The sequence below is a fragment of the Cytobacillus sp. Hm23 genome, assembly GCF_051842895.1.
Lineage (GTDB): Bacteria > Bacillota > Bacilli > Bacillales > SM2101 > Nanhaiella.
In genome coordinates, this window is sequence record NZ_JBPXRQ010000039.1 from 1 (window position 1) to 23,490 (window position 23,490).

Genomic DNA, 23,490 nt, shown 5'->3' on the forward strand with positions numbered 1-23,490 from the left:
ATGATGGACATGGAAGGCAATATCATTGTTTTGTAATTTTACTTCTAAATCTAAAGGCAATACTAGTTGATTCATGATATAATTTTTAAACATAAGGACCCTTCTTTCGGATGAAATTTTGTGTGGTAACTTTATTTTATCAGAAGTGGTCCTTATGTTAATTCAAAAATAAACAAAGCCGTTGAAATTTTACTCGTGTAAAATTTCAACGGCTTTTTCATTTCAGAGGTGGGTTTTGTCCCAGCCCCGCCATTTTGTTGAAGACTCATTTTCAAGATATCTAAAATTAAAGAATTGATGCGCCATATTGCTGAAGAATCAAATGGGGGTATTAACGGTCTTCAAGAAAAGACCCTGTTAGCTAATTAACATTATATTTTGCGAGTTTAAATAACAACCTTAGATATAAATTTCTTAATCCAAACTCGATCCCTTTAGAAATGTGTTTTACTTGAAGTATACTTGGTGCAAAATATCACCAAAATGTTTATTAACTTCAATTACCACTATGATCCTACTTTTAATGATTTATAGTCAAATGTAGATTAACAATTCTTAGTTCTATAATCGCTTTCTTCACATTTAATACAAAAGAAAGTCTTATTATAATTTAAATCATTGTCAAATTTCCTTCTTCTTTCTGAACAATCTCAATCTATTTTTCATTGATGTGGTCATGAACCCTCCCTTGAATGATCTAATTTCATAAGAAGTTAAGAATGCTTTTGGAGCAAATTTATTTATTAATTGCAAAAGTTCTACTTCCCTAGAACGTTGTGAAATAATGTCCAAACGATACCTTATACTCGAGTCTATTCCCTCACCCTCAAATACAGTTACTCCGAATCCTGATGTCCGTAATATATTTACTAGCTTCTCATTTTTATCTAACAAACTGACTTGATAGGTTATATAGCCAAAAGCTAATTTCTGTTCTAAAAATCCTCCTAGTAATAATCCAACACTAAACCCTATAACATATGAACCAATATTGTATATGTTAGTTAAATCATTAAAAACTATTCCTAAACTCACTATATAAATAACTGCTTCCAATAATCCCATTCCTGCAGCTGTTTTTGTTCGATTTTTTACTAGAAAAATAGTTCTCAGTGTGAGAACTGGTACATAAATAATTTGTAGTAAAAAAATCAATAGAGCAGTCAACATTTTTCTTTCCTTCTTTCTTCTTTACTTTATTCATCTTTAAGCTATATCAAAATTCTTATATTCATGCTTCCTTTTGTTCGTTTTCACCAATGCTTGTGTTACTAATTTGATAAAACGTATAGAGGTCCTTTGATATTTCATAAAGGTTATAAATATCCTGACCTAGATTTAAATTATCCAACATAGCTTTACGTGACTCATTAGTAAGTGTTACATAAGGTAACTTTAGTGCAGCTTGATTCGAACGAATATTCATTTTTCGGATTCTTAAAAAAATGTATTCAAAAGATAATTGATAAAATAGTTCATTAAAGAAAGCTTCTTTTGCAGGTTCATTATAACCTTTACCATGAAATGGCTTACCCAACCATGTACCCAAAAATCCACTATTATCTTGAATATCAAAAAGAGAAATTATCCCAATCGGATTTCCCCATTCATCTATAATAGTACGAGATATCAAGTTACCTCGTTCTTCCTCTTCTATTACTTGACGTGTCAAAAATAAAAACTCCTCATACGAGTCTGCTTTTTGACGTACAAAAGGGAAGACATCTGGGTGAACCATCAACTCGAACAATTCTTTACAATCCTGTAGCTCTCGTTTCTTGAGCAACATTACCCCTCCTAGAGGGTAGAATTGACCTGTCTGTGTAGGTCATCCCACCCTCGAAATTTTTTTATGATTCGAAAAAAATTCCGGGGTGGGAATCGAACCCACTAGAACCAGACATAGCTGGTGGCTCACCATTTGCCTTCCCATTGAACGCAAATATTCATTTTTTCTGCTAATATCATACTTCATTTTGATAGTAAAATAAATAGCTAAATTATTATTTTTTTGTTGAGAATAAATTCTAATTTAATCCCCTAACCACTAAATGATCTCAATTAAATTCAATTACTAATTTATTTAAATTTACCAATGTTTCTAATTTTAATTGTTGAATCTATACTGACATCAACTTCTGGATATACTTTATCCCATTCAAGATTTGTCCACTCATCATAAGTAAGACTATTCCTTATTTTTTGTCCTATCCCTAGCGTATCAACATTATTCTCTTGGAGAAATTCTATTACTGCTGTTGTTTCTTTATCCACAATTTTCTTGATTGTTTTCTCTAATTTCTTTTGCTCATTAGTATCCTCTATTTTTAAATCTCCAGTATATTCTTCAAGAGAGCCTGTTACTTTAATGTCAATCTTCACAGAAAACTGATTTTCCCCATCTCTTGTAACATGAATTTTATGTTTGTTTCTAACGTAAGATAAATGTATATGTTGAGCAATATCACCTTTTTTCAAATCTACATCTAATAATCCCTTTTTGAAATTTTCTCTTAAAAAGAATAAGTAAACAGCTCTTTTCTTATCAATTGTTGTTATAAGTTTATCGTCATCAAAAAGCGCAAAACTATCGAAATCAATACCATCTGATGTAGAGATAAACACAGGTAAGTAGGGGTCAATACCATCATCAAAATAAGACCTGGTGAATTGATATAAATTAACAGATGGAAAAACAAATGTCTTGTCGAACTTAGTTAACATTGTATCTAAATATAATCCGATGTTTGGCTCTTTTTCTAATTGTGTTGTGAGTATACTGCTGGATTCCTCTCTAGCCATTGCAAATTTAACTCTTGAGCCAATACTAGGATCACGCAAAGCAGTTTGAACGATTGGAAAGATTCCTTGTTTTGCCAGTTCTTCGCCAAAAACCATTATTTCAAGTTGACCATTTACTATCTCCAAACTTGATTGACCCATATTATCAATTTCAACATCTTTCATAGAATTACCCGTAGCTGATAAAACTTCATAAACACTACCCTTCTCAGTAGCACGAGGATATACTGCAGTTACACTTAAATACGCCTCTTCTTCATCAGATAAATCAAAACCTATTGCATTGATCATCGCAAGATCATCAATTCCATAGCTAGTATAACACCCAGACAAAACGAGAAAACATAATAATAATATGAAAAGATGTTTATACATACTCACACCTCAAAATGATTTAATAATAAAAAAATTACCAAATAATCACTTTATTTTTTAGATAATGCATTAAAGAAATATCAGCAATAATTAGGTTAAATAATCAACATGAAAATTTAGCTTAACTGTGGAACTTCTTAAACGTCATTTTTTCTAGATTTATTTTTAGGCCAAACAGATTTTGGTCTAGTATTGAATATTGATAAGGGGCCTCGAATAATTGTATCCTTCCATCCACTTGGGTTTGTCGGTGAAATAGGCCAAAAATAAGGTGATTTTAAGTTGGTAAGCCCTGTAAGGTGGATAAATAACCAGGCAAGACCTAATACTATACCTAAGTTACCTAGTACTCCAGCTAATATGATAAATCCAAAACGTATAATTCTCACAGAGTTGCTCATTATATAACTTGGGACAACAAAAGATGAAATAGCAGATATAGAGACAGCTATAATTAATATATTACTTGTAATACCTGCATTTACTGATGCTGAACCAATTACAATACCTCCGACAATACCAATCGTTTGACCAATTTTTGTCGGTAACCGAGCACCGGCTTCCCTTAATAATTCAATTGTAAATTCCATTAGTAATGCTTCCATTATTGGAGGAAACGGGACATGGCTTCGTGATTGAATTAGACTTTTTAGAAGAAGATTAGGCACCATTTCATAATGATAGGTAGTTATTGAAACGTATAGTGAAGTAAAAGTTAATGTTACTATTAAAGCCATGAAACGAAGAATTCTTGATGCTGATCCAACTAGCCAACGTTGATTATAATCATCTGATGACTGAAAAAAATCAAAAAAACTTGTAGGTGCACTAAACGCATAAGGACTATTCTCCATCATTCCAACTATTTTTCCTTCAGTTAATTTTGAGGCTACTACATCAGGTAATTCTGTAGTATAAAATTGAGGAAATGGGGAATTTGGAAATTCATCTATAAGCTGGACAAGCATATTAGTATCAAAGATAGCATCTATTTCTATATTCTCTATTTTATCCTCAACGTATTTCACAAGCTCTTCATTAGCAATTCCATCAATATATAATACATAAACTTGTGATTTACCTATTTCTCCTACAGTAAATTTATGTACTTTTAAGTGAGAACTCTTTACTCTCCTTCTGATAAGAGACAGGTTTGTATCAATTTGTTCATTTAAGGCATCATGAGGCCCTGTAATAATTGTCTCTGATTCAGCTGTTTGGATTGCTCGAGATTCTAATTTACTGGCAAAGAAAATATAAACTGCAGTATTATGAAAGAAAACAATATTACCATCCAGTATAGCCTTAACAACTTCTTTACTATCAAAACTAACTTGAAATTGACTTTCTTGAAAAAATGAGAATACTTCTTGAACATCTAATTCCTTTAATCTAGAAATAATTTCACTCCAAAGCATTTGTTTATCAACCATATATTCAAAAAACAGTACCTTCACATTGATAGAAGGATAAGAGTGTTTTGTTATATCAGCACAATTGGTAAACTGTTGGTCAATATGAGAATAGGTGAGTAAAGGGGTATTTTGAGTTAATTCTACCTCATTCTTTTGAGAAGCATAATTGTTATTTGGACCTTTTCTCAACCATTTTTTAAGTATCTTAAACATCATACACCCTCATTATTGAATTCTCTTTAATACATTCCAAATGGACTTTTACACCAACCCCTACGAAGGGTATGTAAACATTTTTTTATTTGTATAATATTCCATTATAGTCAAATTTACACTTCTTATTCTATGCGGAGAATTATAATATCTTTGTCTTTCTTATTTGTTTTTCAGTATCAGAATATAATTTATAAAGTCTTCATTCTGAGTTATGGCTTATTAACTTTAAAACGAAAAAATGACGCATTTCTTATCTAAGAAATGCGCCATATTGTATAAGAACAAAAGCTATTAAAGCTATGCCACAATTATTGAGTTCTATTACCTTTCGTTAAACAAGGACTATCATTTCTTTGTGTAAAACCTCACCTTGTTGATAAAATGAAATACCTTTAAAGTAAAGTATAATCATCTCTTAGATGTAATGAACATATCCTTAGTGTATCTCCTCCAAATCATGTGATCACGTCCCTGGCCCCAATAATCTTTCATTAAATAATCAGGCTCACCAAATTTTTTCTTCCATACCTTCTGTGAATTTATATATCCACTATTCAAACAAAATTCTTTGATTCCCCTATTCAGAAACGTCAGAAATATTTCGTTTAATAGTAAAGTCCCTACACCACGTTTTTGATAGTCTGGATGTACATATATAGTTCCAATCTCATACAAACCTTTCAACACTCTGTCTGTGCAACTATTAATCAGATCACTAGATGGACCGTATTCAATTGTACCGATAACTTTACTGCAGTTTTTATCTAAAGCAATTAAAAAATATCGATTCTTCCCATCACTACCAAAGTCACATTTCAAGTATTCTTCCTTAGTTTTTATTTCATTTTCTATATAATCAAGTAACTCCGATAAACCCTCCCTTGCAAAGGTATCCTTAATGACCATACTAAAAAGTTGATTTAGTTCATTAATGTCCTCACTTCGTGGTCTTCTTATCTCAATGTTGTGCATCGAGATCACTCCTTAACTATCAATTTCTGTTGAAAATTGAAATTATTTCTACATTTAATAATTAACTCAAATCTTTTATTCAGTAAAAAACACTTTTCGTTTTCATGAAAAGCGCCATTTCATATTTTAAAATCATAGTTACCTGGTTGACGATTATTAATATATTTTATCATTTTCCGGGCAGAAGACTCTCACCTCAAGGAATGAGAAGGGCGAAGCCCAATGAGTAGGTTTGAGATGAATGTCGGTTGGCGTCAGCCAAAACTATTGGTAGAATATACTTGTCAGATTGCTCTTTGAAAACTGATGATATGAGATTGTTGTAGGAATTTGTCTGCAACGTAAAATCTTCAACGTTCCATCGCCCACGCTCGCCGAAGTTGCGAAAACCAAGCTAAAGTAGGGAGCGTATGAGTAGACGTACAAGCTTTGCTTTCAGGGTAGGGACTACCCCCGTTGAACCTGCTAAATAACTTGCGGTTACGCTAGTGTTCTCAGGAATCTCCCACTTCAAGCGAAGCTAAATAGTGAGTAGTTCAATACAATGATTTTAATTCAATTAAAAACTATTAACCTTGTTTGGATTATTAGTTTTGGCGCTTATTATATGGAATGCAAACTGTATCGCCTATATTAAAATCAGTACAACTACTAACAGAGGATAAACTATTTACACATATCTCAACAATTTCATATAACATTTGACATTATTCTTTTGTTTCAGCACATACAATAGGGTGATAATCAATGGTTAACAAAAAACTTAATCATTTGTTCATTTACAAATTCAGGTTTTTCTAAGCTCAATAGATGTCCTGCTTCTGGAACAAGCTCAACTTGAATATTTTCCACTAAATTAGATGCTCTTTGATAGGCTTTTCGGACATCACAAATAACTTCTCCTTCTCCTAACAACAATAGAATAGGTATCTTTATTTTTCTTAATTCTTCATCATTTATAACAAAAGGAGGTATCTTACCTTTCATCATACCATGTTTAAATCCTGCATGAAATTGAGATACAAAAAGATCATCCAATGTCTTTTTCTCAACCAACAACCAATTCATGAAATTCTTTACTACAAAGTGATAAGGAAATTTAGCCAAGGTTAAGATTCGTATAATAAATAGAGAATAGATTTGTGCGAAAGTCCCGGCTGGATTCATTAATACCATCTTTTTTATTCTTTGTGGAATGAATAAAGAGAATTGAGCAGATAAAAATCCACCATATGATAACCCTGCCAAATAACATTTTTCTATATGTAAACAATCCAAAACCTGCTCAAACCACATCGTACATTCTTCAATTTTTGATGGATAGTTTTTAGGAATACTTTTATTAAGGTCCCCAAAATAGTCAACTGCGTAAATTTTAAAGTGCTTGCTCAACTCTTGAATATTAGGATACCACATTGTGGAACTGCATCCCATCGCATGTATTAAAACTAGGGGTTCACCATCCTCAATTCCGCACGAAACGATATGTGTTTCACCTTGCTCAGTTGATACATAGTAAGATTCAAAAGGAACCTCCCAAAGTGATAAACTATCTACATAGCTTTTATAGTATTTTTTTTGCTTCAGGTCGGTTTTAAATTTAATATAATCTCTCAAACCGCACACCTCCATCAACAGGTTCAAATCACAAATCATTCCTTTATTCACTAGTTAATACCATATATTTAGTTTATGATAATTTATTTGTCCAGAAAGCTATATTGTTATTATAATAATGTTCAAAAAAATATCATGTATCTTAAGTCACTTATGATGGTGACTCAAGTAATAAATTATCAAGCACGTTATTACTTCATATTTATGGATATTTCCTAGAGAAGGTTGAACTAACGCATATAATGTGAATTAAATGTATAGAAGCCTATAAATTGAAAAGTGGGAAAGGGTGCTAGGTAACTATATACCGCATAATAGATTCCTAATTATATAAAATAAGAAAAGTTCCAATTTTTCATTTCTGAAGAACTGGAACTAATCAACTAAATAATCATTGTGTTACGTTATTAAGCGGATTGTATAATTTCAAGTGGATTATCACTACCTTGTATAGGAACGAATGCTGTATTTTGAGTTGATGCCTATCCTTCTGTTAATTAGAAAAATCATCCATAATACAGGACTCAATTGACTAAATTTCTAATATTTTTACTTACTAAGAGCCACAAGATTTAAATCTCTACGCTCCACGGTAACACCTTGACCATTATTTGGGAGAGGAATTGATTCGGGGTTATCATCATGAAAGACCCTCTTGAACCAAGAGGGTCTACTGTAAAATCTGCTCTATCATTTGATGGATTAGAAAACCTGATGTTGTTTTATCTTCAATTAATTATTTTTTTGTAGTTCTTCGTTTCCATCTTCATTCAAAATCCATTGGTGTTCCTGTGCTGCCTCTTCAATTTCATGGAATGCCCAATGAGTAAGTGGTACATCAGTAAATGTTGGTACCTCAACAGCATATAATGGTCCACGTTTAAATAATCGATTAAGTACCTTCACTACTTGGGCACGTACGTAATCAAAATTTCTCACAAGGTGTAATCTATGGAGAACACTAATCACACTTCTACCAGATAAATGTTCAAATAAACGCTTAAATATTGTCATCTCTACTGCAGGATCTACATTAGAAGTAGGTTCATCTAGTAGAATAATCTCACTATCTTTTATCTTTTTCCGGCAGAAAACTTTCAAACAATGGAAAAACTACCTTTTTGTTCTATTATATCAATTTCTAGTCTTAATGTACTAGGATCAATTTCTAAGTCTCGCAACCTCAAAAGGATCGAATCCTGTATGTTTTATTATGTGCAAATGGGAAAAGATTTTTCTTTAATTAACTCACTCTATCTTGTGTTTACTAAAATTCATTGTTAAATAAACGTTTCAATTTTTTTTTTAATCTTTGTATCATTGAAGTAATTGCATCATATCTTTAGAGTAACGATTTTTTGAAAAGAGGTGCTTTGCTTGGCTATCATTGTTATTGATGTGAAAACTCATTCAGTTATAGCATCATTACCTGTTGGTTTATCTATAGGCAGTTCACCTTTAGCCGTCACACAGGATGGAAAATTAGCTTATGTTGTAAATGAAGCTAATGGAAATCCATTTGATAATACCGTCTCCGTTATAGAAACGACAACAAATTCAATTATTGCGACTATACCAGTTGGGTCTCCAAATAATACCTTTATCACTCCTGATGGAAAACTAGCTTATGTGACTAGTGCTGGTTTTTTTCCCCCAATACCTAATGATACGGTTTCAGTTATCGATATAAAAACTCATTCTGTCATTGCTACTATCCAAGTTAATGAACGTCCATTGGATGTTACCTTCACACCTGATGGAAAATTAGCTTATGTGACTAACCAAGGTACTTTTGGTAGTCCAGGTAACACTGTTTCCGTCATCGATGTAAAAACTCATACAGTAATTGCTACTGTTATTGTTGGGAATGAACCATCATCATCCTCTATAACCCCGGATGGAAAATTAGTTTATATAGTTAATTCAGATGAAAATAGTGTGTCCGTCATTGATACAAAAACTCATTCTGTTGTTGCTACTGTCACAGTCGGATCTAATCCATCTTTTATCAACTTCACTCCAGATGGAAAGTTGGCTTATGTTTTAATTAGAACGGGATCACAACAACCTGGAAATGTATCAGTCATTGATGTAAAAACTCACTCTGTTATTACTACTTTTCAAGTTGGAGAGAACCCAAGTAAAGTTCTTTTTACCCCTGATGGAAAATTGGCTTTTGTAACAAATTTCTTCGATGACTCAGTATCTGTCATTGATACAAAAACTCATTCAGTTATTACCACTACCCTTGTTAGTGGTATTGCAAGTGATATTGATATTACTCCTGATGGAAAAATTGCTTATGTTACGAATTTTAACGCTAATTCAGTTTCTGTCATAGATGTAAAAACTCACTCTGTTATTGGTACAGTTCCCGTTGATATAAGTACCATAGGTTCTGTTATCTTTACACCTGATGGAAAATTAGCCTACGTAGTTGAATCTACAACATAGACTTCTATGTTGTAGAACACAACTATCATTAAGGTTACAAATCCCAAAAAATAATTATTATGTAACTTGATGAACTGCATTGTTAATGGATTAACACATTTCATCAAGGGTTCACACATGTTTTAGAAAGAACCTTCCTTTATATTCGAAACATCGCACAACAAAGCTACTTCTCTTTCTCCGTCGGCATTTCTACCAACTAACAATTTCCCTCCAATGAATCTATAACAAATACAGTACCCTGACCGCTATTGAACGTTATGGCAACCTCTGTAGTTGGAGGGAAAAGTGTTAGTACATTTGCTTGCCAATCTCTAGTACAACAATCACAGGTTGTTGGATTCTGTCCCGCATGGAAAATATATTGTTTGTTTTTTTCATAACTGTCCATCCATTTGCATAGTAAGTATCCATATCGAAAGGCTCTACCGATTGATCGGGGATGTGCGATTTTTGAATACCCTGTTGGGTGGTTCCGTTGCTAGAATCTTTTCCTAATTGGATTTTCAGCCATTTAGCCACAAATAAAGGAGCAAATATTAGATCCAATTGGAATGAAAGACTCGTTTGTTGGTCTTCATCAACTTCAGTCAACTGAGACAGCTTCTGGTTATCATTTGTATTGCTGATAAGATATCCAGCTGGTATGTTCCCGCGATATACGGGCGGTGTGTATGACTGCTCTTTCATAAACCCAATCTTATTTTTAGTAACCACAATGTCCATTGTGGTTACTAAATAAGTCAGCACTTTACAAGGTGATATTTTATTCTTATTATTTATAGAGTAATCTTGAGATTAATTTAATTGGAGACATAAAGATGAGGATACTATTAAACAATTACTCCATTGCATTGCTATATATAACAATCACACCAGCAGTTATATATGTATTTTTCAACCGAATTATTCTTCTGATAACCAGGCAAACAGAATCATTCCCATTTGTACAATTAGCATTATATAACTTATTGTTATTTATTATCATCTGGATAATTGGTAAATCTCTAAGATGGTATAAGAATCACATACTCTCAAATAGTAAACAAGAAAAATTAAAATTCATTAAACTCATACTACTTAGTTCATTAATTATCTTGCTTATAACATTAAGATCAGCTTTCTATTAAATTGAAAGGTATCATTTTCACTTTGGCTAGTGTTGCTAGAGCGGCCTTAAACAAAAATTATCTTTTCTTTGGCGTACAATCATATTTTCAATGCAAAAAATAAAAAAGCCTCCACCCCGAAAAGTAGAGGCTATGTGAGGTTATGCTCATTGAATAATAAGTTATGTAACCCCTTCCCTTTTGGTGTGGGCAGGACTTCAATTCGTGGCAGTCATTCGTGATGTATTTTATATTATGCAATTGGACTTAAATACTTCTGGTCTAAAATTTGTCGTTCGATTGAATCAACACTTTGTTCTAGAGCACGTTCTATTTGTTTATACTTTAATTCATTCTCAGCTTCGGATTCAATAAAGATGGGAATAGACCTTCAATACCTGCTGCATCTTGTTCTTTTTTATTTTCCATCTTGACTTAAAGTGCTCGATAATTCCTTAATTTACTTATTACAATATCTTGTAATTCTTTTTCATTAATCTGTTTAAATAATGTCAATCGTCTAGCTCCCACCTTCCCTTTCATCCCTTTCTATCGCTTTTTACAAAACTTCAGTAAGAAATCACAACCACAGCTACAAACAAATTTAATTCGCCTCCTTTTTTGCTGAACAATGTGTATGTACATAATGGACATTTAGCTTCATAAACCTCACCATCTTTTTTCATATAAACATTCTCCTATCAAACAGAATCTATCTTGTGTTTACTAAAAAATAGAAATTTAATGTAACATTAATATAGAAAAGAAAATTAATCCTACCAAAATTGAACCTATTATTGTATGTCGAAATGTTTCTCTACCATTTTTTATTGCTTTGACTAAATCAACACAAAGGATAAAGAATAGAATTGGTGGTATGAAATAAAATATAGCAAACTGAAAAGTCATCTAATTCCTCCAATATTATTTTTATTTAGTTAAATTTTACTAAATAAAAATAATATTGGTAATCACAACTTACCTTCTGTATTATAAAACAACTTCCTTAATATCCAAATAATACATATTTAATCATATAAACGTGAATCACCACCACAAATCTGTCATACAATTTTAAGACAACAAATTCTAAGGAGTGATCTGTTTTGACTACAGCAGTAATCGATGTAAAAACTCATAGTTTGATTTCTATTCTATCAGTAGGATTTGGAGATCCAGATACAACCACCCCTCCCTTATCATTTTCCCCTGATGGTAAATTGTGTTACATAGTTACTAGAAATATGGACAGTATTTCTGTTATAGATGTGAAAACCCATTCAGTTATTACCACGGTACATGTTGGGAACGCACCCGTATCTATAGCTTTTTCCCCAAACGGGAAATTAATTTATATAGTTAATAGAATAGGTAATTCTGTTTCTGTCGTTGATGCCAAAGATCATTCGGTTATTACTACTTTACAAGTTGGCGATGGACCGCTAGATACTGCTTTTACTCCTAAAGGAGATATTGCGTATATTTCCAATGGCGGAAGTCAATCTGTATCTGTTATTGATACCAAATTTCATTCGGTTATTACTACGATTAACGTTGGTGGTTTTCCACGGTCTATTGCTTTTACTCCGGATGGAAAAGTTGCTTATATTACAAATAGCAACGATACTACTGTATCTGTTATTGACGTGAAAACTCATTCAGTTATAGCTACAATACAAGTTGGTGATGCTCCATTTAAAGTTGATTTTACCCCAGATGGGAAAGTTGCCTATATAAATAATAATAATGAAGTTTCCATTTCTATTATTGATGTAAAAACTCACTCAGTTATAGCTACAGTTCAAGTTAGTGGTAATCCAAATTCATTTTCTTTTACACCTAACGGGAAAATTATTTATGTTGTAAATCAAGTTAGTGATGGAATCATATCTGTAATAGATGTAAAAACTCATTCGATAATTGCTACAATAAGAGTTCTTGATAACCCTAGGTATATTACTTTCACTCCCGATGGAAAACTTGCCTATGTAACCAATTCTGGTGTGATAGGGCAACCTAAACAGATTTCAATCATTGATGTAACGACTCACAGCGTTATAGCTACTATAGAGGTTGATTTATTCAGTGATCCTGGTCCTGTTTCATTTACGCCAGACGGTAAAGTAGCTTACGTAACTGATATCTTTATTTCTTAAAGATTAATTATTTCTATGCCACACAACTATCATTGTGGTTACTAGTCAAAAAATTTTTTTATGTAACCTGATGAAATGCATCTTAATAGATTAAACACATTTCATCACGGGTTCACTGGTTTTAAAATGTACTTTCCCTTATATCTGAAACATCGCACAATGAAGCTACTTCTCTATCTCCACCACCAGTTGAAGCAACTAATAATGTCCCTATTAATGAATCTACAACCACTGTCCTACTCTCACCGTTTTTAAACAGTATTTCAACAACTGTATTTGGAGGGAAAAGTGTTAGGACATTTGCTTGCCAATCTCTAGTACAACAATCACAGGTTGTGACTTCTGTTACAATTTCCCTAATTTCTTCTTTAACTAAAGACTTACAACCACAAGGTGAAGTGGATACCTTATAGTTAGCCATTTGAACACCTCCTAGCAATTAATACTCCATATTATGCTGTGAATATATGGTTGTATAGGGATGTGTGTATTTATCACAGTAGGCTAATGTACAATTTCATTTTCTATGCAAAAACACAAACTCATAAAGTTAAATTGCATACACTGTATTCTATAAGTTGATACCTTATATCCAGCCATTTGGCGCCTCTCGAAAATATCGGGAGGATACATAATTGCTACTAAGTCTTATAAAACTTGTATGTATTACCTAGTACATACATAAATAATTTGCATAACATAATGTACGGCCAACTACACTCATATAAACCTCCCTGGGCATCCCTCCTTTACTAATCGAAACAGGGAGGTTACATATTTTAAACGCTATATGACAAATATCCAATCTCCCAGTTTTATATTTACATAAACATATAGTGTCGTATCTCCTTTTTTTCGAATAATGCCTCTCTACTTCCTCCGCGTCCACCGGTCAAGGATAGAGAGGTTTTATTGTTAATCGATTCCATGCTTATTAAGTCTTATAAAAATGATTTATTTGTCTTAGCACATTAATACAAGCTTACGTAAGAATCTTACATAACATAGAAGTACACCATAACCATCACTCTCTTCCTGTATCCTCCTTTTACGAACAAACAGGGAGTGTTATGGCAATTCCTCTGTATTCTCCTTCCGCTTCTGAGTATGGAGGAATTTTTTCTTTTTCCACAATGCTTATTTGTTCTATAAAATAATTTATCTGACTAGTACATACGCACGTACTTTATACTTAAATTCCGAATAAAGTATTGTGTACGGTGACTCACCATTCCACTTAAGCCTCCCTTTATAGGTATACCCCTTTATATGATCGGATCAGGGGAGGTTACATAATTTCTTTACAAATGTATGAGATGTGTCCAATCTCCTTGATATATTGTTTCATATAGTGAAATACAGGTGCTTTCCTGTAAGTTCAAATATCTCTTTCCCTATCCAGTCAATAGGGAGAGAGTTTACATAATTTTCGATAATCGACTGAATTATTCTTGAGTTTCCTAAAATCTTCATTATCTTTAATGGTAATCAGTCTAAATTCCAATTTTAATTATTGTTCAACAACTCTCCTCATATTATGGTAATAATAATAATTTTGAAGAGGTGATTTGGTGGCTACTGTTGTTATTGATGTGAGCACTCATAGAGTTATCGTTACTTTGTTACCAGCAGGCAAATCAAGTGTTTCTGTAACGCCAGATGGTAAGCTGGCTTATGTTATAAATCTTGATGATGATATTGTATCAGTTATTGATGTGAAAACTCTTAAAGTGGTTGCTACTATTCTGATTGAGCAAGGTCCAATTGATGTCGCCTTCACACCTGATGGAAAACTCGCTTACGTGATTAATAGTGCCTCTGAACAAGGTAATACTGTTACAGTCATCGATGTGAAAACTCATAGCATCATTGCTACTATTATGGTTGGCCTCAACCCAAATGTTGTCGCCTTCACACCTGATGGCAAAATCGCTTACGTGATTAATAATGACTCTGAACAAGGTAATACTGTTACAGTCATCGATGTGAAAACTCATAGCATCATTGCTACTATTATGGTTGGCCTCAACCCAAATGTTGTCGCCTTCACACCTGATGGCAAAATCGCTTACGTGATTAATAGTGACTCGAAACAAGGTAATACTGTTACAGTCATCGATGTGAAAACTCATAGTGTCATTGCTACTGTTATGGTTGGGCAAGCTCCTTTAAATGTCGCCTTCACGCCAGATGGGAAACTCGCTTATGTCACTAATGCATTTAATACCACAGTATCAGTCATCGATGTGAAAACTCATAGCGTCATTACTACTGTTATGGTTGGGCAAGTACCATTTGATGTCACCTTCACGCCAGATGGGAAACTCGCTTATGTCACTAATGCATTTAATGCCACAGTATCAGTCATCGATGTGAAAACTCATAGCGTCATTGCTACTGTTCAAGTTGGGGAAACTCCATTTGATGTCGCCTTCACACCTGATGGGAAACTCGCTTATGTTACTAATGAAGATGATGTTAAAATATCAGTCATCGATGTGAAAACTCATAGTGTGATTGCTACTATCCCTATAGATCTCCAATTAGGAAGGATTGCTTTCACGCCCGATGGAAAATTGGCTTTTGTAGCAGAATTAACATAAACAATCTAATTAATTTTTAGTAACCACAATACAAAATAAGTCTTATAATCTAAAATCATTCATTGTTTCATCCAGAAGATCTTAGCTAATTCCTATATACCATGCCATGATGAATACTTATCCTGCGTATAGAACTTTAAAAATCCCTCTCCTATAACGGAAATGGGATTAATATGTTTTTATATAGTCTGAGTCAGCTAATTAAGCCAGTTCCTACAAGTTATAACCTACTAAATGATTAATCAAAAAGACTTGTTATTCTACAATATCGCCATAAAATGAATAATGGCACATATCTATATTTCAGATATGCGCCATATCTTATTATAAGGTCATCTAGATTGATATTATATCTGGTTGGCCATCTTTTTATAGGCAATTCTTTAGGTAGTCGGGGTAGGACGTATGCGCCAGTGGGACTTGATCCCGTCCACAATACTGTCCACTCCCTATATGTAGAAGCATGTTTGAGGCTGGGTAGGGCATTGACCCTGTTTTTCAGGGTCGTAAACAAAAGAATTGGGTAATCTTTTGTTTAATTCATAAGTGTATGTTGTTTTTCCTGAGCCAAACGCTCCATTTATCCAAATAATCATTTTCACACTTCTTTTTTCCAACTAATAGAATACCGCCAAAACAAATGCCTTCGAATTTTTGCATTTGGTAAAATAGTATCGACTATTTCATGAATATCTTTTAGTAGAATATAAATGTCTTTTTTTATATGCTCTTTCATTGCTTAATCTTCCTTACGCCTTAGAACCGTTTTTTTCAAAAAGCAAAATGACATCCCTAGATTCAAATCTAAAAAGAATAAAGTCCAATCGTACACAACCAAATATACAAATTGAAACATAGCCATTGTCGATAATAAAATTAAATTACCTAAACTTGGACTTGTTAAGTTTGCAAAAAGTCGAGATGTTGACGGTCGTATTATCAATGCGACGATTAGACATAATCCGAGTGGGAAATACTTTGTCTCTCTTTTTGCAGAAGTTAAAGTTCAGTCTTTAGAAAAAACAAACTCAGCCATTGGCGTTGATATGGGACCTTAGCAACTAATTAAGTCTATTATATATAGGAATCTTCCTACTATTTATAATTAATAAAAGATTAATCAAAATTTTGTTATTCCACAATATGGCCCAATTCAGGAATAAGAAAGGACATTACATATTAGTCATAAAATATGTAATGCCCCTTTATTTATTTTATTTAGTTTAGGTCTTGATAACGCCTTATCCAAAGGAGAATACCTTCGCATTTTTTTTTGAACATCGTGACTTAATCTCAATTCTACAATATCCACTGAATAGACTTTAAAACTCTAATTATCTTATAGTATCACTTCTTACATTATCGGTATAAATTTTAATTTAATCTCCTGAAATTGGATCACCAGCACTCGCATCTGCAGGAAATATTACTGTTTGTAGAGTAGCTTGATCGGTCCCCTTATCCCCGTTCCCCAGCTGACCATAATAGTTCCTTCCCCACGCAAGAACAGTTCCATCACTTGTTAGCACCGCTGTGTAAGAATTCCCTGCCGCTACTTGTTCGATAAGGACACCTTCGGGAATTGGCATCACTGTAGGACTAACTAGATTAGTTTCTATATTCCCAGCTCCAAGCTCACCATAAAGGTTCAATCCCCAAGTAAACACTGTTCCATCACTTGCTAATGCCATTGTGCAGCAAACTCCTCCCGCTACTTGTTCAATGGTGGCTCCTCCGGGAATCGGGATTGGGATCGGACTAGCTTCAATAGTTCCCATAGTCCCGTCTCCCAGTTCGCCGTCATCGTTAGATCCCCAAGTAAACACCGTTCCATCACTTGCTATTGCTATTTTGTGAGAGGCTCCTGCCTCTATTTGTTCGATGGTGGCTCCTCCAGGAAATGGGATCGCTGTAGGACTAGCTTGAGTATCCGAACCTACCCAATTTCCTTTACTGATCATTCCCCAAGTAAACACCGTTCCATCACTTGCTAGCGCCATTGATTGGCCAGATCGTGCCGCAATTTGTTCGATGGTGGCTCCTCTCGGGAACGTGATCGTTGTCGGACTAAGTTGATTCGTTCCCCATCCGCTATTCCCGTCTCCCAACTCACCCTGTCTGTTATCTCCCCAAGTAAATACGGTTCCATCACTTGCCAATGCTATTGTGTGACTGCCCCCTGCCGCTACTTGTTTAATGGTGACTCCTCTGGGGAAGGTGATTGCTACCGGACTAAGTTGATTTGTTCCCCATCCGCTATTCCCGTCTCCTAACTGGCCATCTTGGTTATTTCCCCAAGTAAACACCGTTCCATCACTTGCTAACGCTATTGTGTGAGACATTCCTGTAACTACTTGTTTGATGGTAACGTCTCCGGGGAACGTGATCGCTGTAGGACTATCTTGATCAGTCTTACTTCCATCTCCCAGTTGGCCGTTACCGTTATCTCCCCAAGTAAACACTGTTCCATCACTTGCTAACGCTACCGAATGGCTATATCCGAGTGAAATTTGTTTAATATCAGATAATTTATCTCCAGCCCCTATTTTCTTTTTCATCGTATATTCCTCCAAAATATTGATTAATTTCTGTAATTAGTACATTAAAATACTTCCTTCAGAATTCTTTTATGAATTTTTAGCTTTTTGACATAAACGTATATACGTGACCAAGGACTATCATTCCTAACAAAGGCCACTCAAACACATACATAGTGTTTATACCTTCTTGCTTTAGCTAGATTCTAAAAATTAATAGTCAATTTGTCTATCATGACCTTCTTTTTAATAGATTCTTAATCGATTTATATTTAGTTTCATAGCATTTTTCAGATTTTATCACCTATTTCCCCAAAACTAACAATCGAAGAAAGTTTTGCTGTTTCTTTAAAGTTAAATGTTGGTTTATAGTTAACTGTTAATTCTATACCTTTTTGCAGATCTAGTGGTAAAACACATATTCTCTGTACTTGATTAAGATTAATTACCTTATCATAAAATAATCCGCCTTCTTCTTTTAAGGCCTCAACATTATAACTATCACTATTGGCATGCACCTTATGATTTACCTTACAATAAATTAGTTCATCAATAGTTGTTTTAATTAATACAATCTGTCCTTTATAGTAATCAAGGGAATTAGTCATATTCTCCATAATTTCACCTGCCTACATATCAATGTATTTTCATGCTTTAATGTTAGTTTATTTAGAAACCTAAATATCACTTGTGTTTACTAAGAAAGCCTCATTTATGAGGCTTTACAAGGTTAAGTTAATTAGCAACTTCAAAGATTAATACAGAATCAAAAATAATGTAATCAGTTTTACTTCCGTCACTAGTAGTATCAATTGCAAATGTTGCTGAGCCTTCTTCTTCATTTGCTTTACTTTCATACCAATCTATAAAATCATTTACTGTTGTCATTGAGACAACATATTCTTTTTCTAGGCCAGTAACCAATGTTATTGTTAATATTGCTCTATCTTTGTCATCAATACCACTAGCTTCAGGAGTTGCATATGCTTGGTTGGAATATTCACTTTCGCCTATTAAATTTACTGCTGTTATAACATAATAATAAGTTGTATCATTTTCTACGTTTGTGTCTATAAAACTTATATCTTGAACTTCATCCTCTAGTATTTCGTATTCCAAATCTGATGTTGTAGAGCGTCTTACGATATAATAGTCTGCATCTGCAACTTCATCCCATGTAAGAGTTACTTGTGAATCTTCAGCAGTTGCTACTAGGTTGGTCGGATTTGTTATAACTGGTATATCATAATTTGGTGTATAAACTTCTACTGAATTATGATATGTATCCCAACCATCTCCTCCACCAATAGCATAGATTTTCCCGTCTATTGTTGTAACTCCTATTCCATCTCTATTTGTAAGCAAACTCGTCTTTATTTCCCACGTGTCTGTTTCCGGATCATATTCTTCAACAGCATCTAAAGATTCAAAAAAAGATTTCAAGCCTCCAATTGCATAGATTTTCTCATTAACTGTTACAATTTCAAATTGGTATCTATTTGTAGGCATACTCGTTTTTGTTTCCCACGTGTTTGTTTCTGGATCATATTCTTCAACTGTATCTACAGATCCATCGGTAGTAGTATTATAGCCTCCAATTGCGTAAATTTTACTATCTACTGTTACAGCTTCTAATAAGGCTCTATTTGTAGGCATACTCGTTTTTGTTTCCCACGTGTCTGTTTCCGGATCATATACTTCAACAGTAGCTAAAAATTCCTCGGTAGTAGTATTATAGCCTCCAATTGTATAAACTTTACCTTCTACTGTTACAACTTCTAAACCGGCTCTATTTGAAAGCATACTTGTTTTTGTTTTCCACGTGTCTGTTTCCGGATCATATTCTTCAACAGTATCTAAAAATTCCCCTGTAGAAGTATCATAGCCTCCAATTGTATAAATTTTACCATCTACTGTTACAACTTCAAATGACGCTCTATTTGTAGGCATACTCGTTTTTGTTTCCCACGTATCTGTTTCTGGATCATATTTTTCAACGTTATCAAAAACTTTCTCAATAGTATAATCATAACCTCCAATTGTATAAATTTTACCATCTACTGCTACAACTTCAAATGACACTCTATTTGTAGGCATACTGGCTTTTGTTTCCCATGTGTTTGTTTCCGGATCATATTCTTCAACAGTACCTAACACTCCGGTATTATTAAAGCCTCCAATTGCATAAATTTTTCCAGTAACTATTTCGACCCCAAAAGCCATTCTTTCAGTAGGCATTTTAGAAACATTGTCCCAGCTTCCTTCAGCAAAGGCAGGTAGCAATGATACTGATAACGACATTGTTATTGCTATGACTAACGACATAAGTAATTTCTTAGTTAATTTCATTTTATTAAAGATCTCTCCTATAATTTATTTTTGAAACAATAGACTATTCCTATGGTGTGAAATGGGAGTATTCATAGATTTGTTCCCTCTTTCATCAAAGACATTTCATTAATAATTGCAACTAATAGACTCATTATTATCATTTAAATTGATCAATAAAATTGATTTTATGTAAGTATATAAAATACTATTGAATCTTCTGAAATATTTATTGTGCAAAAAGCTATATTGTTTATCATAAGAATGTTTTGAAAATTAAACATGTGGCTTAAGTCATTTATGATTGTGACTTAAGTAATAAATTTTCAAGCTATTTGTCGTATATCGTAGATAAGCTCCTTAAATATAAATCTGTAAAAGTATTTTGAGTCATATCCATCAATTAATATACCATAATATCCCTTTATAAATGTGTATTCTAAAATGAATACTATTAACTACAATGTCCATTGTGATTGATAGTGTTGCTAAAACGCACTCAGAAAAATTATCTTTTCGTTAACGTACTGTCTATAACTAAATGCAAAATAAAAATCCTTACTTGAGTAGCAAGGCATTATTTATCTAATAACGTTATTGTTTTATGTCTTTTTGACTCCTAACTTAATACACCTTTTTGTTGCAATCGCTTTAGAGCATCGTACACAGTGGCTAACGATTTAATTTCAGTCATTCGCCCGATCTCTCTCATGCACGGTGTACGATTATAAAGATTTAGATATTTTTCTATAGCTTTTAACACTTTCTTCTCTTTGTCCAACATTTTTATTTCTGTTTTTGTCATTCCATCTAACATAATTTATGCTCCTTATAACTGCATTTAACTACATTGCAAACGAACATACATTCTTTTCGCTAGCCAAAAAATGAAAAATAAAAAAAGCCCTACTTTAAAAAAGTAAGGATTTGAGGTGTAAGGTGACTAATATACTCTGCCTCGGATATAAAATATGTACTCCCTATCCATTTGGTGTGGGTAGGGAGTGAATTCGTGAAGGCAATCATGGTATGTTTTATCCTATGCAACTCTTACATTTGGTGTTCACTTTTTAAGAGGACTGCCTTAAATTTGGCACCTCTTCCCTAGATATTGTAAGGTTAATCTTTATAAAATTTTTCACTTTAACTTCTCTTATCTATACACTATTATTCATAAGTACATTTTTCATAACTATTTTACCCACTATGAATCTAATTACTTCTATTTACAATTATTTAAGAACGCAAGGACTTTTTTATCACAGAATCGAGCTAATCGCACCAGTTTGTGGAAAAACATTTTCACGTTTTCCTTTATTTCAACTGAATAACAATCGGATCGAGCTCAATTTCGATATGACCTTGTCCAGACATTAGACTTGCGATTTCAACTGGTTGAATGATAAGCTGACTAGCACCTTCTTGTATTGTACCGAATGTTGTCATTCCTTCAAAGGTCTTCCCATTATCAGGTGAAACACCACTACCACCAGTTTCATTCACGTACACATTACCTAGATTATCTGAAACTCGGAATACAGGTGTTACACTTGGCCATTGTTTCAGTAATTCGTCGGTCACAACTTGCTCATAAGCAATAATCGTCGAAACATCTGTGAATTCAACTGATTTCAGTGTGAAGTTTACATTTTTGTCCTGGACAGTATCATTCACGAGCTGAATATCTCCCTCTATACGATCTAATGAAAAGTCGAATGACCAATCCCCCTCAACCTCCAAATCATTAGACATACTATAAAAGGTATGAGGTGACCAAGTAATTTCCACTGTTTCTGGGTATTGTTCATCTTTGAAATGTGGAGTGAATGTTGATAAGCCAACATAGTGTGTATCACTAATCTTAGTAATTTGATAACTACCACCACTACTGGTTGCACTAATGACATTAAAATGGTTTCCCCCACTCATTTTCATCGCTTTTCCAAAATCATGATTTGTTTCAATCGCAAACGACACTGTAATGTTCGTGCCGTCGTATACCGCGTTATCAATCATGACCGAAACGTCATTATCCGTCTGCGTAAGACCAATATCAGTAGAAAAGGTTTCAAAATTTTTGTAATGTTGTTCTTCATCAATAAAATAATTAATTACATTATCCATAAACGGAATTTGTGATGCAAGAGACGGGAATGCAAAACCTGTTGCCGTACTAGCTCCAACAATGATAACAGCTGCAACAGCAATATTACGCCAAATCGGTAATTTTTTGCGTCTTTTTAGTAATTGTTTTTTGACACGTGCCTTTTCTATGTCTGTTACTTCTAATAACTCAAGTTGATCCACATCCATATTTATCCATTCTTTCATACTCATACTAATAGCTCCTTTAACTTGGTATCTGTGGCTAATATTTTCTTACCTCGATACAACCGATTATTGACAGCAGCTTTAGATAGACCTAGATTGTCAGCAATTTCACTATTTGAGAGCTCCAAATAATATTTCATTATAAAAATATCGCGGTCAATTTCTTTTAATTGACTAATCGCTAATAACATTGCGTTTCTTTCTTCTCGTTTCAAGACTAATACGTCTGTTTGTAAAGCACTTGCTTTCTGTTCGATAGGGGCATCCGCTTGTTCATGAGCGATTCGTTTTTCAGCCTGACGATATCGATCGATTGCTTTGTACTTCGTAATTATGCCAATCCATTTTTTAAAGTCGTGTGTATTACCCTGAAACTGATGAGCATTTTGCCATACAGTTAGAAAAACATCATTGATACATTCTTCAACATCTGGTCTCATGTATAAAATTTTGGTGGCAATTGTTTTCACGAGCGGCATATACGCATCAATGATATACTCAAGTGCATCTTCTTTTCGTTTTTTTAATCTAGTGATATAGTTTGTCGATGAACTTTTCATTTTTATTTCTCCTTA

At 33.5% G+C, this 23,490-nt stretch carries 19 protein-coding genes and 2 pseudogenes; 4 read left to right on the forward strand and 17 right to left on the reverse strand.

Features of this window, described 5'->3' with window-relative positions:
* Positions 1 to 621 precede the first annotated feature (621 nt).
* The 7 genes from ACSVDA_RS19355 to ACSVDA_RS19385 all read right to left on the reverse strand — a co-directional run bounded on the left by ACSVDA_RS19355 (position 622) and on the right by ACSVDA_RS19385 (position 8,498).
* The gene (locus ACSVDA_RS19355; protein WP_485885311.1) at positions 622 to 1,170 is read right to left on the reverse strand and encodes a DUF2179 domain-containing protein; all 549 of its coding nucleotides are present in this window, start codon (positions 1,168 to 1,170) and stop codon (positions 622 to 624) included.
* 61 nt (positions 1,171 to 1,231) lie between these two features.
* The gene (locus tag ACSVDA_RS19360) at positions 1,232 to 1,786 is read right to left on the reverse strand and encodes a GNAT family N-acetyltransferase (protein ID WP_485885313.1); all 555 of its coding nucleotides are present in this window, start codon (positions 1,784 to 1,786) and stop codon (positions 1,232 to 1,234) included.
* A gap of 293 nt (positions 1,787 to 2,079) precedes the next feature.
* Complete coding sequence (locus ACSVDA_RS19365) at positions 2,080 to 3,177, reverse strand: Ger(x)C family spore germination protein (RefSeq protein ID WP_485885315.1); 1,098 nt, start codon at positions 3,175 to 3,177, stop codon at positions 2,080 to 2,082.
* A 137-nt stretch (positions 3,178 to 3,314) separates the two neighbouring features.
* Positions 3,315 to 4,805: a spore germination protein gene (locus tag ACSVDA_RS19370; protein WP_485885317.1), complete on the reverse strand. Its 1,491-nt coding sequence runs from the start codon at positions 4,803 to 4,805 to the stop codon at positions 3,315 to 3,317.
* Between the two features lie 411 nt (positions 4,806 to 5,216).
* Positions 5,217 to 5,780 (reverse strand): GNAT family N-acetyltransferase, encoded by a 564-nt coding sequence (locus tag ACSVDA_RS19375; RefSeq protein WP_485885319.1) that lies wholly within the window; start codon positions 5,778 to 5,780, stop codon positions 5,217 to 5,219.
* A 744-nt stretch (positions 5,781 to 6,524) separates the two neighbouring features.
* A complete protein-coding gene (locus ACSVDA_RS19380) occupies positions 6,525 to 7,397 on the reverse strand; it encodes an alpha/beta fold hydrolase (RefSeq protein WP_485885321.1) in 873 nt (290 codons plus the stop codon).
* A gap of 732 nt (positions 7,398 to 8,129) precedes the next feature.
* Positions 8,130 to 8,498: a hypothetical protein gene (locus ACSVDA_RS19385; protein ID WP_485885323.1), complete on the reverse strand. Its 369-nt coding sequence runs from the start codon at positions 8,496 to 8,498 to the stop codon at positions 8,130 to 8,132.
* Between the two features lie 276 nt (positions 8,499 to 8,774).
* Between ACSVDA_RS19385 and ACSVDA_RS19390 the strand changes: the two genes are divergently transcribed.
* Positions 8,775 to 9,851, forward strand: a complete 1,077-nt coding sequence (locus ACSVDA_RS19390) for a cytochrome D1 domain-containing protein (protein ID WP_485885325.1) — start codon at positions 8,775 to 8,777, stop codon at positions 9,849 to 9,851.
* Between the two features lie 291 nt (positions 9,852 to 10,142).
* Here ACSVDA_RS19390 and ACSVDA_RS19395 read toward each other — a convergent pair whose 3' ends face one another.
* Complete coding sequence (locus ACSVDA_RS19395) at positions 10,143 to 10,577, reverse strand: hypothetical protein (protein WP_485885327.1); 435 nt, start codon at positions 10,575 to 10,577, stop codon at positions 10,143 to 10,145.
* Between the two features lie 1,489 nt (positions 10,578 to 12,066).
* Between ACSVDA_RS19395 and ACSVDA_RS19400 the strand changes: the two genes are divergently transcribed.
* Positions 12,067 to 13,116, forward strand: coding sequence for a beta-propeller fold lactonase family protein (locus ACSVDA_RS19400; RefSeq protein WP_485885329.1), 1,050 nt, complete (start codon positions 12,067 to 12,069; stop codon positions 13,114 to 13,116).
* 121 nt (positions 13,117 to 13,237) lie between these two features.
* Here the strand turns inward: ACSVDA_RS19400 and ACSVDA_RS19405 are convergent, their stop codons facing one another.
* Complete coding sequence (locus ACSVDA_RS19405) at positions 13,238 to 13,537, reverse strand: hypothetical protein (protein WP_485885331.1); 300 nt, start codon at positions 13,535 to 13,537, stop codon at positions 13,238 to 13,240.
* 1,150 nt (positions 13,538 to 14,687) lie between these two features.
* Between ACSVDA_RS19405 and ACSVDA_RS19410 the strand changes: the two genes are divergently transcribed.
* Positions 14,688 to 15,719, forward strand: a complete 1,032-nt coding sequence (locus tag ACSVDA_RS19410) for a YVTN family beta-propeller repeat protein (protein WP_485885332.1) — start codon at positions 14,688 to 14,690, stop codon at positions 15,717 to 15,719.
* A gap of 488 nt (positions 15,720 to 16,207) precedes the next feature.
* Here the strand turns inward: ACSVDA_RS19410 and ACSVDA_RS19415 are convergent.
* Both ACSVDA_RS19415 and ACSVDA_RS19420 read right to left on the reverse strand, forming a co-directional pair.
* A pseudogene (locus ACSVDA_RS19415) lies at positions 16,208 to 16,315 on the reverse strand (tunicamycin resistance protein); the annotation flags it as partial.
* 2 nt (positions 16,316 to 16,317) lie between these two features.
* Positions 16,318 to 16,455, reverse strand: coding sequence for a hypothetical protein (locus ACSVDA_RS19420; protein WP_485885334.1), 138 nt, complete (start codon positions 16,453 to 16,455; stop codon positions 16,318 to 16,320).
* Positions 16,456 to 16,480: 25 nt separating this feature from the next.
* Between ACSVDA_RS19420 and ACSVDA_RS19425 the strand changes: the two are divergent.
* Positions 16,481 to 16,771 (forward strand): annotated as a pseudogene (locus ACSVDA_RS19425) (IS200/IS605 family element RNA-guided endonuclease TnpB); the annotation flags it as partial.
* 327 nt (positions 16,772 to 17,098) lie between these two features.
* On the opposite strand, the gene ACSVDA_RS19430 reads toward ACSVDA_RS19425, so the two are convergent.
* From ACSVDA_RS19430 to ACSVDA_RS19455, 6 genes are all read right to left on the reverse strand, one after another.
* The gene (locus ACSVDA_RS19430; RefSeq protein WP_485885336.1) at positions 17,099 to 18,277 is read right to left on the reverse strand and encodes an RCC1 domain-containing protein; all 1,179 of its coding nucleotides are present in this window, start codon (positions 18,275 to 18,277) and stop codon (positions 17,099 to 17,101) included.
* Between the two features lie 269 nt (positions 18,278 to 18,546).
* Positions 18,547 to 18,873 carry a hypothetical protein gene (locus tag ACSVDA_RS19435; protein ID WP_485885338.1) on the reverse strand — a complete coding sequence of 109 codons (327 nt, stop codon included), beginning with the start codon at positions 18,871 to 18,873 and terminating at the stop codon, positions 18,547 to 18,549.
* A 118-nt stretch (positions 18,874 to 18,991) separates the two neighbouring features.
* On the reverse strand, positions 18,992 to 20,605 hold the full coding sequence (locus ACSVDA_RS19440) for a Kelch repeat-containing protein (protein WP_485885340.1): 1,614 nt from the start codon (positions 20,603 to 20,605) through the stop codon (positions 18,992 to 18,994).
* 598 nt (positions 20,606 to 21,203) lie between these two features.
* Complete coding sequence (locus tag ACSVDA_RS19445; RefSeq protein ID WP_485885342.1) at positions 21,204 to 21,401, reverse strand: LexA family protein; 198 nt, start codon at positions 21,399 to 21,401, stop codon at positions 21,204 to 21,206.
* A 497-nt stretch (positions 21,402 to 21,898) separates the two neighbouring features.
* Positions 21,899 to 22,921 carry a DUF4179 domain-containing protein gene (locus ACSVDA_RS19450; protein ID WP_485885344.1) on the reverse strand — a complete coding sequence of 341 codons (1,023 nt, stop codon included), beginning with the start codon at positions 22,919 to 22,921 and terminating at the stop codon, positions 21,899 to 21,901.
* Positions 22,918 to 23,475: a sigma-70 family RNA polymerase sigma factor gene (locus ACSVDA_RS19455; protein WP_485885346.1), complete on the reverse strand. Its 558-nt coding sequence runs from the start codon at positions 23,473 to 23,475 to the stop codon at positions 22,918 to 22,920. The genes ACSVDA_RS19450 and ACSVDA_RS19455 overlap by 4 nt, the downstream gene beginning before the upstream one ends.
* Between the last annotated feature and the right edge of the window lie 15 nt (positions 23,476 to 23,490).

Coding starts and splice junctions, on each gene's coding strand:
- ACSVDA_RS19355 (WP_485885311.1), bottom strand. CDS start 1,170: ATGTTGACTGCTCTATTGATTTTTTTACTACAAATTATTTATGTACCA.
- ACSVDA_RS19365 (WP_485885315.1), bottom strand. CDS start 3,177: ATGTATAAACATCTTTTCATATTATTATTATGTTTTCTCGTTTTGTCT.
- ACSVDA_RS19370 (WP_485885317.1), bottom strand. CDS start 4,805: ATGTTTAAGATACTTAAAAAATGGTTGAGAAAAGGTCCAAATAACAAT.
- ACSVDA_RS19375 (WP_485885319.1), bottom strand. CDS start 5,780: ATGCACAACATTGAGATAAGAAGACCACGAAGTGAGGACATTAATGAA.
- ACSVDA_RS19395 (WP_485885327.1), bottom strand. CDS start 10,577: ATGGACATTGTGGTTACTAAAAATAAGATTGGGTTTATGAAAGAGCAG.
- ACSVDA_RS19405 (WP_485885331.1), bottom strand. CDS start 13,537: ATGGCTAACTATAAGGTATCCACTTCACCTTGTGGTTGTAAGTCTTTA.
- ACSVDA_RS19420 (WP_485885334.1), bottom strand. CDS start 16,455: ATGAAAGAGCATATAAAAAAAGACATTTATATTCTACTAAAAGATATT.
- ACSVDA_RS19430 (WP_485885336.1), bottom strand. CDS start 18,277: ATGAAAAAGAAAATAGGGGCTGGAGATAAATTATCTGATATTAAACAA.
- ACSVDA_RS19435 (WP_485885338.1), bottom strand. CDS start 18,873: ATGGAGAATATGACTAATTCCCTTGATTACTATAAAGGACAGATTGTA.
- ACSVDA_RS19440 (WP_485885340.1), bottom strand. CDS start 20,605: ATGAAATTAACTAAGAAATTACTTATGTCGTTAGTCATAGCAATAACA.
- ACSVDA_RS19445 (WP_485885342.1), bottom strand. CDS start 21,401: ATGTTAGATGGAATGACAAAAACAGAAATAAAAATGTTGGACAAAGAG.
- ACSVDA_RS19450 (WP_485885344.1), bottom strand. CDS start 22,921: ATGAGTATGAAAGAATGGATAAATATGGATGTGGATCAACTTGAGTTA.
- ACSVDA_RS19455 (WP_485885346.1), bottom strand. CDS start 23,475: ATGAAAAGTTCATCGACAAACTATATCACTAGATTAAAAAAACGAAAA.